The organism is Acinetobacter sp. YZS-X1-1 (assembly GCF_000804305.1).
In the GTDB taxonomy this organism is placed as follows: Bacteria; Pseudomonadota; Gammaproteobacteria; order Pseudomonadales; family Moraxellaceae; genus Acinetobacter; species Acinetobacter variabilis.
The window spans coordinates 213,050-225,987 of record NZ_JWHB01000001.1 but is presented as its reverse complement, the minus strand read 5'-3'; the positions used below and the strand labels follow the sequence as shown (position 1 = coordinate 225,987).

General features: G+C 46.0%; 12 protein-coding genes. 8 read left to right on the top strand and 4 right to left on the bottom strand.

The annotated features are described in order from the left end of the window. Position 1 precedes the first annotated feature (1 nt). From ribD to RJ01_RS01135, 4 genes are all read left to right on the top strand, one after another. The gene (gene ribD, locus RJ01_RS01150) at positions 2 to 1,090 is read left to right on the top strand and encodes a bifunctional diaminohydroxyphosphoribosylaminopyrimidine deaminase/5-amino-6-(5-phosphoribosylamino)uracil reductase RibD (protein WP_034169786.1); all 1,089 of its coding nucleotides are present in this window, start codon (positions 2 to 4) and stop codon (positions 1,088 to 1,090) included. Further along, positions 1,087 to 2,379, top strand: a complete 1,293-nt coding sequence (locus tag RJ01_RS01145) for a DNA adenine methylase (RefSeq protein ID WP_004787305.1) — start codon at positions 1,087 to 1,089, stop codon at positions 2,377 to 2,379. Before ribD ends, RJ01_RS01145 begins: the two co-directional genes overlap by 4 nt. Positions 2,380 to 2,402: 23 nt before the next feature. Beyond that, entirely contained in the window at positions 2,403 to 3,062 is a 660-nt protein-coding gene (locus RJ01_RS01140; RefSeq protein WP_034169785.1) for a riboflavin synthase, read from the top strand. A 109-nt stretch (positions 3,063 to 3,171) separates the two neighbouring features. Then, positions 3,172 to 3,717 (top strand): VTT domain-containing protein, encoded by a 546-nt coding sequence (locus RJ01_RS01135; RefSeq protein ID WP_005233462.1) that lies wholly within the window; start codon positions 3,172 to 3,174, stop codon positions 3,715 to 3,717. A gap of 102 nt (positions 3,718 to 3,819) precedes the next feature. On the opposite strand, the gene RJ01_RS01130 is transcribed toward RJ01_RS01135, so the two are convergent. The 3 genes from RJ01_RS01130 to RJ01_RS01120 are packed head-to-tail and all read right to left on the bottom strand — an operon-like array spanning position 3,820 to position 6,309. Continuing rightward, a complete protein-coding gene (locus RJ01_RS01130) occupies positions 3,820 to 4,434 on the bottom strand; it encodes a hypothetical protein (RefSeq protein WP_034169812.1) in 615 nt (204 codons plus the stop codon). A 26-nt stretch (positions 4,435 to 4,460) separates the two neighbouring features. Further along, positions 4,461 to 4,868, bottom strand: a complete 408-nt coding sequence (locus RJ01_RS01125; protein ID WP_004787296.1) for a DNA polymerase III subunit chi — start codon at positions 4,866 to 4,868, stop codon at positions 4,461 to 4,463. After that, on the bottom strand, positions 4,861 to 6,309 hold the full coding sequence (locus tag RJ01_RS01120; protein ID WP_034169784.1) for a leucyl aminopeptidase: 1,449 nt from the start codon (positions 6,307 to 6,309) through the stop codon (positions 4,861 to 4,863). Before RJ01_RS01120 ends, RJ01_RS01125 begins: the two co-directional genes overlap by 8 nt. Before the next feature lie 156 nt (positions 6,310 to 6,465). On the opposite strand from RJ01_RS01120, the gene lptF reads away from it, so the two are divergent. The 4 genes from lptF (at position 6,466) to RJ01_RS01100 (ending at position 11,507) form a co-directional block, all read left to right on the top strand. Next, positions 6,466 to 7,566, top strand: a complete 1,101-nt coding sequence (gene lptF, locus RJ01_RS01115) for an LPS export ABC transporter permease LptF (RefSeq protein ID WP_034169783.1) — start codon at positions 6,466 to 6,468, stop codon at positions 7,564 to 7,566. A gap of 2 nt (positions 7,567 to 7,568) precedes the next feature. Next, entirely contained in the window at positions 7,569 to 8,639 is a 1,071-nt protein-coding gene (gene lptG, locus RJ01_RS01110) for an LPS export ABC transporter permease LptG (protein WP_034169782.1), read from the top strand. A 124-nt stretch (positions 8,640 to 8,763) separates the two neighbouring features. Continuing rightward, positions 8,764 to 10,311, top strand: a complete 1,548-nt coding sequence (gpmI, locus tag RJ01_RS01105; protein ID WP_034169781.1) for a 2,3-bisphosphoglycerate-independent phosphoglycerate mutase — start codon at positions 8,764 to 8,766, stop codon at positions 10,309 to 10,311. Between the two features lie 23 nt (positions 10,312 to 10,334). Further along, positions 10,335 to 11,507, top strand: a complete 1,173-nt coding sequence (locus RJ01_RS01100) for a S41 family peptidase (RefSeq protein ID WP_034169780.1) — start codon at positions 10,335 to 10,337, stop codon at positions 11,505 to 11,507. Here the strand turns inward: RJ01_RS01100 and RJ01_RS01095 are convergent, their stop codons facing one another. Beyond that, positions 11,508 to 12,929, bottom strand: coding sequence for a sigma-54-dependent transcriptional regulator (locus RJ01_RS01095; RefSeq protein WP_376738164.1), 1,422 nt, complete (start codon positions 12,927 to 12,929; stop codon positions 11,508 to 11,510). It abuts the gene before it with no gap. Between the last annotated feature and the right edge of the window lie 9 nt (positions 12,930 to 12,938).

The window sequence follows — 12,938 nt, the reverse complement described above, 5'->3', positions numbered from 1 at the left end:
CATGACTGAACTCACTCAAGATCAAATCTGGATGCGCCGTGCCATCGAACTGGCACGTCAGGGACAGTACTCCACTAAACCCAACCCGAATGTCGGCTGTGTCATTGTCAAAGATGGCATAATCGTAGGTGAAGGTTTTCACCCTAAAGCAGGTCAACCTCATGCGGAAGTTTTTGCCATGCGTCAGGCGGGTGAACAGGCACGTGGAGCAACGGCTTATGTCACTCTGGAGCCGTGCGCACATTATGGCCGTACACCGCCGTGTGCCAAAGGTCTGGTTGAAGCAGGCTTAGCCAAAGTGATTGTGGCTTGTCCTGATCCGAATCCACTGGTCGCTGGAAAAGGTGTGCAGATCCTGAAAGAGGCCGGTATCGAAGTGGAAGTTGGCATCTGTGAAGATGAAGCGCATCTACTAAATGATGGCTTCCTGAAAGCCATGGCAACCGGTATGCCTTATGTGCGTCTAAAAATTGCATCCAGTCTGGATGGCCGTACGGCAATGGCATCGGGTGAATCAAAATGGATTACTGGTGTAGAGGCTCGACAGGATGTACAACATTGGCGTGCGATTTCCGGTGCAGTAATTACCGGGATTGATACGGTATTAGCAGATGACTGTCAGTTGAATGTCCGCAGTCTGAAAGGTATCGATGACATCAGCAGCATCGTTCAGCCAAAACGGATTATTCTGGATCGCCAGGGGCGTTTGCCACTCACTGCCAAGCTCTTGAAAAATCCAGAAACGGTAATGGTGATGGGGCCTTATCGTCAGGAGCTGGCTGAGTTGGGTGTGATCCAACTCGAAATTCAGCCTTTAAAAGAATTATTACAGCAACTGGTTCAGCAGCATCAGATTTATGATGTGCTGGTTGAGTCAGGCGCAACCTTATCTACCGCATTTTTACAGGCAGGACTGGTGGATGAACTCATCAGTTATGTTGCACCGACCTTATTGGGGCAAACTGCGCGTAGTATGTTCAATGCAGAATTTAGCCGAATGGCAGAACAACTTCGATTCAAGCTACAGGATGTCACTCGCGTGGGTGATGACGTGCGCTTCAGGTTAATTCCTTCTCAAGAGACACTATGAATTCAGAGTCTACGGTTTATCACAAACGCCGCCATGCGGCACGTACTACCGATGAATATCTTTTCCATCAGTTGGTTCCTTATTTGGGGAACAAGCGCCGTTTACTACATTTAATTCTGGAAGCACTTGAGAGCACGGGAACCTTAAAACGTGAAGATGGCCGTGCGCCGATTTTTGCTGATTTCTTTGCTGGTTCTGGTGTGGTGTCGCGTTTAGCACGTCAAAATGGCTATCGTGTGATTGCCAATGACTGGGAACCGTATAGCCATGCGCTGAATCATGCAGTTCTGGCTTGTACTGATGCACCTGCATTTAAAGAATTGGGTGGCTATCAGAAAGCAATTGATTATCTGAACCGTCTGCCTGAAGTCAAAGGCTGGGTGACGCATAATCTGTGTCCACGCAATGACGAAATCTATGATCCGACCCGTGACCGTTTATTCTTCAAACGCCGTAACGGCATGCGTATCGATGCCATCCGTCAGCAGATTGCCACTTGGCAAGCGCAAGGTGCGATTGATGACGTGGAAATGAGTGCCTTGCTGGCACCATTACTTTATTCAGCCAGTTTTGTCAGCAATACTTCAGGTGTATTTAAAAGTTTCCATCATGGTTGGGGCGGTAAGACCCAAACTGCACTAGAACGTATTGAATCACTACTTTGGTTAACGCCAAGCCGTTTCTGTGAAGATGCTAAGCATCAAGGGCCTGCCGCAGAAATGTGGTGTGTCGATGCCCAGCATCTGGCCAATCAGATGAGTGGTTTTGAAGTCGATGTAGCTTATCTGGATCCACCGTATAACCAGCACGCCTATAGCAGCAACTATCATGTGCTGAATGCTTTAACACTATGGGATCAGGTAGATCTGCCTACACCAGATACTAAAGGCTTCAAGAGCGGGATTGACCGTGCATGGCGTAAAGAACGTCCAAGTCAGTACAACTCGTCAAAGCATGCCAAAGAAGCCTATGAAACTTTGTTGGCGACCATTAATGCGCGTTTTATCCTGACCAGTTATTCGACCGATGGTAATATCAGTGCCACAGATTTGTTGCAGGCCAACCTGAAACGCGGCCGTGTAACCTTGCTCACTCAGGATGTGCCACGTTATCGTGTCAGCAAACAGCGCCAGTCTGAACGTGCACGCGTACTAGAATTTATTGTAATTACCGACACGCATGCCAAGTCAGGTCCACCAATTCGTCAGTTACTGAGCCAGTTGCATCATTATGCCGAGCTGGGCGGTGTGGATACGACCGGGGTGAGTACCCAATTGGCCTTGTGGTAAGCGCAGAGAAAAAGGAAATAAAGATGTTTACAGGTATTATTGAAAGTCTGGGCAAGGTCGAGAGCCTGCAAAGCGTTGGTGGTGATGTGCGTTTACGCATCCAGACGGATCTGGATATGTCTGATGTACATCTAGGTGATTCGATTGCCACCAATGGCATCTGTCTGACCGTAATTGACTGGGGTGAGAACTGGTATGCTGCAGACGTATCACGTGAAAGTCTGGACCGGACTACACTGGCTAACTGGAAAGCCGGCCAACCTGTAAATGTCGAAAAGGCAATGCTGCCAACTACACGCTTTGGCGGACATATCGTCTCTGGTCATGTCGATGCGGTTGGTGAAATTACGGTGGTACGCTCCGATGCCCGTTCCATCTACTTTGAAGTGACTGCACCGAAAGAAATTGCCAAATATCTGGCAGAGAAGGGCTCTATAACAGTAGATGGCATCAGCCTGACCATCAATCACTTACGTGGAAATATCCTTAGTCTGAATCTGATCCCGCATACAGCCGAACGTACCAATATTAGTACCTGGAAGCTAGGCACTAAAGTCAATCTGGAAGTGGATATACTGGCGCGTTATATCGAGCGTTTATTGCTTGGTGACAAGGCCGCAGAAACTACAGAACAGTCTAAAATCAGCATGGAATTCTTAGCCGAAAATGGCTTTTTGAAATAAATTAGCTGCACAATTACCAGACAATCTAATTGAAAAATTAGACTGTTTTTTTATTTTTCGGGATAATACGTGGCTCAACTCGCGATTTTAGCCCCAGTGGACAGGTCGAATGCTCGATTTTTTACTTCATCTTGAACAGTCTTTACCCTTATTACTGGAGCAGTATGGGGTATGGATCTATGCAATTTTGTTCCTGGTGATTTTTGCGGAAACAGGTTCGCCGTTTTTCTTCTTTTTGCCAGGTGACAGTTTGTTGATTGCTGTCGGTGCGCTGTGTTCCAGCTCCGATCTGATTACCTTGCACTCCATGGGATTATTGCTGCTGATTGCTTCGATCTTGGGTTATACCGTGAATTATTATTCGGGCAGGGTGCTCGGATTAAAGTATTTCAATGAACATTCACGGTTTTTCAAACCCGAATATATGGTCAAAACCAATCATTATTTTATGAAACATGGTGGCAAGACGATCTTAATTGCGCGTTTTATTCCCTTTGTACGTTCCTTCGGTCCTTTTGCGGCAGGTTCTGGCCATATGAGCTTTGCGACTTTCAGTTTTTATAATGTAACTGGGGGAATTCTCTGGATCAGCACTTTGCTAGGGGTGGGCTATCTGCTTGGTAATACCGCATTTTTACTGGCTGACTTGTTTTAATTTTAAAGTAAATTTTAGCTAGATAGAATAAGTTTAAACAAGGCAAGCAAGGAGTTAAGGCTGAAAAATAAAAAGACTATTTCAGCCAAATGACGATCAACTTTACTCAGCCAGATCAGAATTTTTCAGAATATAGTCAATTTCTTCTTTGGCTGCAGCGTGTAATTTCTCACGCAGTGCATTGATGGTTTGTTCAATCACAGTTTCTGCTTCGAGTTCCAGACGTAACCGTAAGCTTTCCAGCTCAGACAAAATCTGGGTATCATCGATATTTAAGCGACCTTTGGCAAAGTCGAGGACCTGATCCGGATTTTTCTGATAGCGTGCGGCATAATCCTGAACTTCAGTATCCAGTATATGACGCATTTCAGCCAGCTTCTGGGTTTGCTCGGCAAATTTCCGCTCTTCATCACGGCGTAGCTGTTCGGCATAAGCCTGTTCTTCAGCACGTTTTTCGGCTAAGGCCTTTTCGAGTGCCCGTTGTCTGCGAATGCGTGCTTCTTCAATCAGTTCGGCCTTGCGCTGTGCATACGCTGCTTCAATTTTACGCTCAGACTCTTTCTGTAACTGCTGGTCGCGGACCAGCCATTCTTCTACAGCGGTTTCAGGCTTAAGTACTTCACAGATGCGCGAGAGGTCATCGATAAAGGTCTGACGTACAGCCTCAGGCGTGTTTAACCAGCGCTGTTTAAAATCTGGACCTACATTTAATGCCACTTGCATCTCCTTGTTCACGTGATTACTTAGAGCTTAAAGGTATTTGGCTGAATGCCAAAGCGACGATATTGTTTATATTTTTCACGTCCCAGCTGTTTGGCCGGTTCATTGTTTTCAATAATCTCAATAATGTGACTAAATTTCGCATCAGGTTCAAGTGCTTCCGGATTAAAATTAAAAATAATCCAGCCCGACTGCTCTGGTAATTGAGCCGAGATACAAACGGTTGCATCTGGCTGATCGATTCCATGCGGAATAAAGCTGGCAGGATCAAAGTTCCATAGCTTTTCATCCAGTTCCTGCTGTAAAGCAGGATCAGCACACAGCAGCCAGATGCGCTCTGGCTGACGCAAAATTTTACGGCATAAACGACAAGTGCTGTCCACTTGTCGTTCAGGACTTTTTTCAAATAAATAAAAGCTGACCTTAGCCATGCTTTTGAACGCGATTAGCCAGGAATTGCATTAATAGAGGTACTGGACGGCCAGTTGCGCCTTTATTTGGACCTGAATTCCATGCAGTACCTGCAATATCCAGGTGAGCCCAGCGATAGTCACGTGTAAAACGTTGCAGGAAGCATGCAGCTGTTACAGAACCAGCTTTAGGACCACCAATATTGGCAATATCCGCAAATGGAGAATCCAGTTGTTCTTGATAGTCGTCCAGTACCGGCATGCGCCATACACGGTCAAATGCGTTTTGGCCGGCGGTTTCAAGTTCTGCAGCCAGCTCATTGTCTGGCGTAAACATACCGGTCAAGACTGAACCTAACGCCACTACACAAGCACCGGTTAGAGTTGCAATATCAATCACCAGAGCAGGATTAAAGCGTTTCACATAAGTTAATGCATCGCAGAGTACCAGACGGCCTTCAGCATCAGTATTTAAAATTTCAACGGTTTGACCACTCATGGTGGTGACGATGTCACCTGGACGTGTTGCTTTGCCAGACGGCATATTTTCCGCTGCAGCAATCGCACCTACAACGTGAATTGGTAAACGAGATTCACATAGTGCACGAAGCGTGCCCAGAACTGAAGCTGCACCGCACATATCGTATTTCATTTCGTCCATGCCAGCGCCTGGTTTTAATGAAATACCACCGGTATCAAAAGTAATGCCTTTACCCAGTAATACCACTGGTGCTTCTTGACGATGCGCCAGATATTCAATCGTAATAATACGGCCTGGACGGTCTGAACCTTTGCTGACTGCAAGGAAGGCCCCCATGCCAAGGTCAGCCATTTGCTGTTCATTGAGCACAGTTACTTTAAGTAGATCCGGATATTGAGCCGCCAGCGCTTGGGCCTGTTCTGCCAGATATTCCGGGAAACAGATATTGCCAGGACGGTTACCCAGATCACGCGCCAGATTCTGGCCAGTCTGTACGGCCTGAATCAATTGCAACTGTTCAGCTGTTAGCGTAGTTTCGGCAGCGATGAAGTCGATCTGCTGCAGAATAAATTCGTTCTTTTTCGACTTGTATTCGTCATAGCCATAGCTGGCCTGTGTTAAAGCCAATGCAAACAGATAGTGCAATTCTTGTGGAAGTTGTGTCAGATCAACAGAAATCTGTTTGAATTTTTTTTGAGAGGCTTTAATAATGGCTTGGGCAATTTTCGCCAGTTTTCCCGCTTGTAATTCGGCAGTCTTGCCGAGGCCGATAAGGGCCGCATGCTGAGACTGGCTGACCTGTCCAATCAGGCTTAAACTTTCTGCTAGACCGGCCTTGAATTGGGAGGCTTCAATTAATGTGTCTAGGTTGTTGATTTGGTATGTTGATGCAGCGCTCTGAATTTGCTCTGAGTTGACTAAAATCAACAAAGATTGACTTGATCCATTCTCTGGGAATGACGTATTAATTGTAAGGTTCATATCTTGTTTTCACGCCTGTTTAGATTTGCAAATCATTCAAGCATTGAAACATTTATCCGAATAGATTTTCAATGGGCAGAGCCACCTAGGTTTTATATTTTTGCTATTCGGGTAAACTAGCACTCGTTTTATGGAGCTCATTTTGGAAGAACTAATTTGATTATTCGGCGTTATCTGGTCAAGCAAGTGGTATCGACCTCCTTGGTGGTGATTGCCTTACTGACCCTTATCATGATGGGCGGTCGTTTGATCAAGTATTTTGGTGTGGCCGCACAGGGGCGTCTGGATGCTGGAATCCTGTTCAGCATCATTGGTTATCGTTTGCCTGAATTCCTGACCTTGATTCTTCCACTTGGGTTCTTTATTGGTTTAATGCTGGTCTTTGGTCGTCTCTATGTTGATCATGAGATGGCGGTCTTAAATGGTAGCGGAATTAGCCGGCATCAGCTGGCACGTCTTTTGATTCCGATGACTTTGGTCTATCTCCTTGCACAAGGCTTTCTCATGTTGTGGGCTTCACCGTGGGGGATTCGACAGTTCGAAGCCTTGACCAGTGAGCAGGCAGTACGAACCGGCTTTGATCTGGTTCGGCCCAAAGAATTTATCTCTTCCGGACCTTATACCATTTATGCCGGAGATCTATCCGAAGATCGCAAAAACCTGAAAGATATCTTCTTCTATCAGCGTGCGGAAAAAGAAGGCAAGCCAGATGTGATGATTCTGGCGCAGGAAGCGACCCGGATTGAAATGCCGAATGATGCAGCTAATGTGGTCGACCTAGTCAATGGTCGCCGCTATGAAATTTATCCAGGCACGCCGCAATATACCCAGGCTGAATTTGAAAGCTATCGTTTACGGATCGAAAGTGATAAAGAAGCATCACTGGCCAGTGATGAAGTTGAAGCCTTGCCGACCGGACAGCTTTGGAAAAATCGTCAGGATCCTGTCGTAGCCAGTGAGCTTGGCTGGCGTGTCTTTGTGCCATTTGCCATTGTGATTGCCCTGATTTTGTCTGTGGCGCTATCTGAAGTGAGCCCACGTCAAGGTCGCTATCTCAAATTGTTCCCGGCACTGATGATCTTTGCCAGCCTGATTGTCGCCCTGATGGCAATCAAAACCCGGGTCAGTAAGGCGGAAATGGGCATTTGGGCTTATCCATTAGTCCTGATCATTTATGCTATAGCCGGTGCATTGTTCTCACGTAAACAGAATTTGGCGCCAAAAATTAAAAAACGGATTCAGCGAGTGAGGTCTTAACAATGTTAGCACGTCGTATAGTTGCCAAACATGTGACCGGAACCACTGCGCTGGCGATGCTTGGGGCAACCGCTGTTCTTTCAGGTCTGCAGGTCTTATTTACGTATTTAGGTGAATTGGGTTCCCTGAAAGAAGGCTATGGTGCCTGGGATGCCTTGAAATATGTACTCTGGGGCGCACCCAATTATTTGTATGAAATCCTGCCAATTTCGGCACTGATTGGTGCGGTACTCGGTTTGGGTACATTAGCTTCCAATAGTGAGCTGATCGTAATGCGTTCAGTCGGCATTAGCCTGTGGCGTATTGTCGGCTGGGTTATTCGATCAGCATTGCTATTGGTCGTATTGTCGTTTGCCCTGAGCGAATGGGTGATTCCATATACCAATGAACAGGCCAAAGCAGTCAAAAGCTATAACAAACCGGTCAAAATTGGTGAAGTTAAAGGTTACTGGACGCGTGAGGGGAATCGCTTTATCTATATTGATTATGCAAATGCCAAAGGCCAGCTGAAAAATGTACAGATGCTGGACTTCGATGACAATTACCGTCTGCGGGGTACTCTGGATGCCAAACAGGGTGAGTTTGTCAAAGATGGGGCTTGGAAGCTAGATAGCACAGAACAGTTTGATATTTTACAAAACTGTAATGCGACACTGGTACAGCATGATGAGCAGCCACTGGCTTTGGCCTTGCAGCCAAAATATGTGCATATGGTCACGATTGATCCGGAAGATTTATCGCCAAGCCAGCTGGTGAGCTTTATGAGCTATATGCATGAATATAGTCAGGTACCTAAAACCTATCAGCTGGCCTTCTGGCAGAAAGTCGGTTCGCCATTTGCCCTGATTGCGCTGGTAGTGATTGCCTGTTCATTTATTTTCGGACCATTGCGTCAGCAATCCATGGGTTTCCGTTTGGTGATTGCATTATTCGCAGGTTTAGGCTTCTTCTACCTGCAGGATTTTCTTGGCTATGCCAGTCTGGTCTATGCGCCGTCACCGGCATGGTTCGTATTTATTCCTATTTTGCTGATGTTTGCTATTGGCGGCTACTTGCTCCATCGGGCCCGCTAAGCTACAGGAAAATAGAAGAAATCAATCGCAACAAGAGGCTTAAACCATCGTCTGGTCATGGTCTCTTTTTGCAAAATTCGGTAAACTAGGGCGATTAATTCGTAGACGAAAAGAGTATTTCATTATGACGGATGCAACTGCTGGCAAAATCCCTCACGTTTTGGTGATTATGGATGGTGTGGGTCATCGCGAAGCGGTCGAAGACAATGCGTTTTTAGCGGCTAAACGACCAAATTTAACTGCTATGCAGGAAAAGCATCCGCATGGTTTGATCTCAGGTTCAGGTGAAGATGTCGGCCTGCCTGATGGTCAGATGGGGAACTCTGAAGTCGGTCATATGAATCTTGGTGCTGGCCGTGTGCTGTATCAGGACTTTACCCGTATTACCAAAGATATCCGTACTGGGGCTTTCTTCGAACATGAAGTGCTGGTTGATGCCGTTGAGAAAGCCAAAGCAGCAAATGGCGCAGTCCACATTATGGGTCTGTTGTCTGAAGGCGGTGTGCACTCACACGAAGATCATATCGTGGCGATGGCTGAACTGGCTTTAAAACGCGGTGCTCAGGTTTATCTGCATGCGTTCCTCGATGGCCGTGATACACCACCAAAAAGTGCGCAACCCTCTTTAGAAAAACTGGATGCATTATTTGCTCAATATCCGGGCCAGGGTCGCATTGTCAGCATGATCGGTCGTTATTTTGCCATGGACCGTGACAACCGTTGGGATCGTGTAGAGCAAGCGTATCGTCTGCTGACTGAAGGTGAAGCAGTGCGTACTGCAGCTAGTGCAGTTGAAGGTCTGGAACAGGCTTATGCTGCAGAGGAATCAGATGAATTTGTAAAAGCGACTCGCATTGGCGACACTGTGAAGATTCAGGATGGCGACAGCGTCGTATTCATGAACTTCCGTGCTGACCGTGCCCGTGAATTGACTCGTGCCTTTGTTGAAAAAGATTTTGCCGGTTTTGAACGTAAGGTTGTACCGAATCTGGCAAAATTCGTGATGTTGACCCGTTATCAGGCGACCATTGATGCACCTGTGGCATATATGCCAGAAGCGCTGGTAAATTCTTTAGGTGAGTATCTGTCGAACCTGGGTAAAACTCAGCTACGTATTGCAGAAACTGAGAAATATGCGCATGTAACGTTCTTCTTTAGCGGTGGCCGTGAAGATGAGTATCCAGGTGAAAAACGTATCCTGATCTCATCTCCAAATGTTGCGACTTATGACCTGAAACCGGAAATGAGTGCCTATGAAGTCACTGATGAACTAGTGGCAGCGATCAATTCAGGCGAGTTTGACCTACTGGTTGTGAACTATGCCAACGGTGATATGGTCGGTCATACCGGTGTATTTGATGCAGCAGTGAAAGCCGTTGAAGCTGTGGATACTTGCCTGGGCCGTGTTTATGAAGCTGTGATGGCGAAAAAAGGTCATATGATTATTACTGCAGACCATGGTAATGTAGAGCAAATGCAGGATTATCAGAGTGGTCAGGTGCATACCCAGCATACCACTGAACTGGTTCCATTTATCTATGTGGGTCCAAGTTCTGCAACAATCGCAGAAGGTGGTGTATTGGCTGATGTCGCCCCAACCCTGCTGAACTTGATGCAAATTCCGGTACCAACTGAAATGCAAGGTCGCAATCTTATTGAGCTGCACGCTTAAACTTTTATAAAACGGGTATAAGAATGATAAAAACACATGGCAAGTCTGTAGTCTTATCCTGCTTACTGATGTGTTTGAGTCATTCCGCCTGGAGTGCTGTTTCGACCGAGATGGCACTCGATGAACTGGAAATGGATGAACAGGTCTATAATGAAATTCCTGTTACATCCATCCAGGAATTTGTTCAGATTTATGGCATCGTCAAAGATAATTATATCCAAGACAAAAATGACGACGTGCTTTTCCAGCAGGCCATTCAAGGTCTGGTAAATGGCTTAGACCGCTATTCCCGCTATTTATCTCCTGAAGACTATAAGCAGCTGCGTGAATATACCGAAGGTGATCTGGCCAGTATTGATTTTGATCTGCATTTTAATCCGCAGCTAAAACAATGGATGGTACAAGGCTTGAGTCCGGATGCTGATTCTGCCAAACAAGGCCTTCGCAATGGTGTCACAGTTTACAAGATTGATGATCAGGTCTTGAGTGCGCTGAAACGTGAGCAGGTGCGAGATTTATTGACTGGTGCCATTGGCTCTACTTTAACGCTCCAGCTTTCTGCGCAAAGTGTACCGATTACACTGGTCCGCAATACCAAAGTAGATACCGAGATTAAATCGACCTTACACAGCAATCAGGTTCTGGTGCTACAGGTCAAAGTCTTCCAGCAGGATACCGCTAATGAAATCAAACGGATTATTGAAAGTTATTCAACTAATCGGCTCAAAGCAGTGCTGTTTGACCTACGTAATAATCCCGGTGGTTTATTGTCCGCAGCCGTTGAATCAGCAGATTTGTTCCTGAATCAGGGTATTATTGTCTCGACCAAGAGCCGTTCTGAAGGCAATCAGCAATTTCAGGCACTACCAGGAATTGAGTTTCAGAACCTGAAAGTCGGTATTCTCATCAATAACCGTTCAGCTTCCGCTGCAGAAGTATTCACGGCAGCTTTGAAAGAACATAATCGTGCGTGGGTGGTAGGGGAAAAGAGCTATGGTAAAGGGGTGGTACAGAAATTATTTCCTTTGAGCAATGGCTCCGCTTTACAGATGACGGTGTCGCAATACTTTAGCCCGAGCGGCAATATGATCGAAGGACATGGGATTCAACCACATTTCACCTATCCCCTAGGTCAGGATGTGCGTGAGGAGAGCTATCTGGATCACGTCACAGACTTGCTGCTCCTGCAGAAATAATCATTCCTCTTCTTCAGTATCCAGTCCGAATTTTTTTAGACGATAGCGTAAAGACCGAAATGACATCCCCAGTTTCTTCGCGGCCAATGTACGGTTCCAATGGGTCAGATTCAAAGCATTCAACAGAATTTCTTTTTCAATCTTTTCTAAATACAGTTCCAGACCTTCTTCAGGTAATTTTTTCGGAATAATGATTTGATCCGAAGATGAAGTCGGCTCTGCCAGATTGGCAGTTTCTGATAAGACGGGAGCCATATGACGCAGTGGAGCAGTTTGCAGATGCTGAAGATCAATCTTATCTTCATCACTCAAAGTAATCGCTCGTTCAATAATGTTACGCAGTTCGCGTACATTGCCTGGATAATATTGCTCGAGTAAAAATTCTTTACTCCGTTCCGTCAACTTTTTCGCAGGAATTTCCCATTCTTGGCAGATCTTTTGAATAAAATGCTCAGCGAGGAGCAGAATATCCTGGCCGCGCTCACGCAGTGGTGGTAAGACCAGATCCATCACATGAATACGGAAGAACAAGTCCTGACGGAATTTGCCTTGTTGTACCAGCGCATCGAGATCCTGATGGCTGGCACTGATGACACGGAAATCGACATCAATTTCAGTATCGGAACCGACTGGACGAATGCGTTTTTCCTGAACAGCACGTAACAGTTTGACCTGCATAGACAGGGGTAATTCAGCAATCTCATCTAAGAACAGGCTACCCCCATGGGCAGACTGAATTAATCCTTGTTTGTCCTGTGTCGCGCCAGTAAAGCTGCCTTTCTTATGGCCAAACAGTTCACTTTCCATCAGTTCAGTCGGGATTGCACCGCAGTTAATTGCGATTAAAGGTCCTTCATTGCGATTGCTGAGACGATGAACCAGATTGGCGACAACTTCTTTCCCGGTACCTGATTCGCCAGTAATAAACACGGGTGCCTGGGAACGGGCAATTTTTTTCAAGGTGACACGCAATTGCTGAATAGGCAGAGATTGTCCAATCAGCAGCTTATGTTCTAGTGAATCATTGGAATTATTCTGATAATAGTCTACTGGTTTATTTAGTGCTTTTTGCAGCAGTTGCTCCAGATGCTTTTGATTGATCGGTTTGCTAACAAAGTCAAATGCACCTGCCTTGAGTGCAGCAATAGCAATATCCATATTACCATAGGCCGTTAGAACAGCTACCGGAAGGTGAGGGGAATGCTGGTTAATCCAGTCCAGTAATTGCAGACCATTGCCATCAGGAAGATTTAGATCCGTCAGACAGGCATCATATTGATGATCTGTCAGAAATTTTTTTGCATCTTCCAGACGATGGGCAATATGTGTACGGATTCCCATGCGCATCAATGACATTTGCATGAGGGTACATAGATCTTCCTCATCATCCACCAATAAGACCAGTGGTTGTTGTTCCACAATATTTCCCCT

Bases quoted from the DNA above. Each gene is read 5' to 3' on its own strand.
- gpmI (WP_034169781.1), top strand. From the start codon at position 8,764: ATGACGGATGCAACTGCTGGCAAAATCCCTCACGTTTTGGTGATTATG.
- ribD (WP_034169786.1), top strand. From the start codon at position 2: ATGACTGAACTCACTCAAGATCAAATCTGGATGCGCCGTGCCATCGAA.
- RJ01_RS01135 (WP_005233462.1), top strand. From the start codon at position 3,172: ATGCTCGATTTTTTACTTCATCTTGAACAGTCTTTACCCTTATTACTG.
- RJ01_RS01145 (WP_004787305.1), top strand. From the start codon at position 1,087: ATGAATTCAGAGTCTACGGTTTATCACAAACGCCGCCATGCGGCACGT.
- RJ01_RS01125 (WP_004787296.1), bottom strand. From the start codon at position 4,868: ATGGCTAAGGTCAGCTTTTATTTATTTGAAAAAAGTCCTGAACGACAA.
- lptG (WP_034169782.1), top strand. From the start codon at position 7,569: ATGTTAGCACGTCGTATAGTTGCCAAACATGTGACCGGAACCACTGCG.
- RJ01_RS01100 (WP_034169780.1), top strand. From the start codon at position 10,335: ATGATAAAAACACATGGCAAGTCTGTAGTCTTATCCTGCTTACTGATG.
- RJ01_RS01120 (WP_034169784.1), bottom strand. From the start codon at position 6,309: ATGAACCTTACAATTAATACGTCATTCCCAGAGAATGGATCAAGTCAA.
- RJ01_RS01140 (WP_034169785.1), top strand. From the start codon at position 2,403: ATGTTTACAGGTATTATTGAAAGTCTGGGCAAGGTCGAGAGCCTGCAA.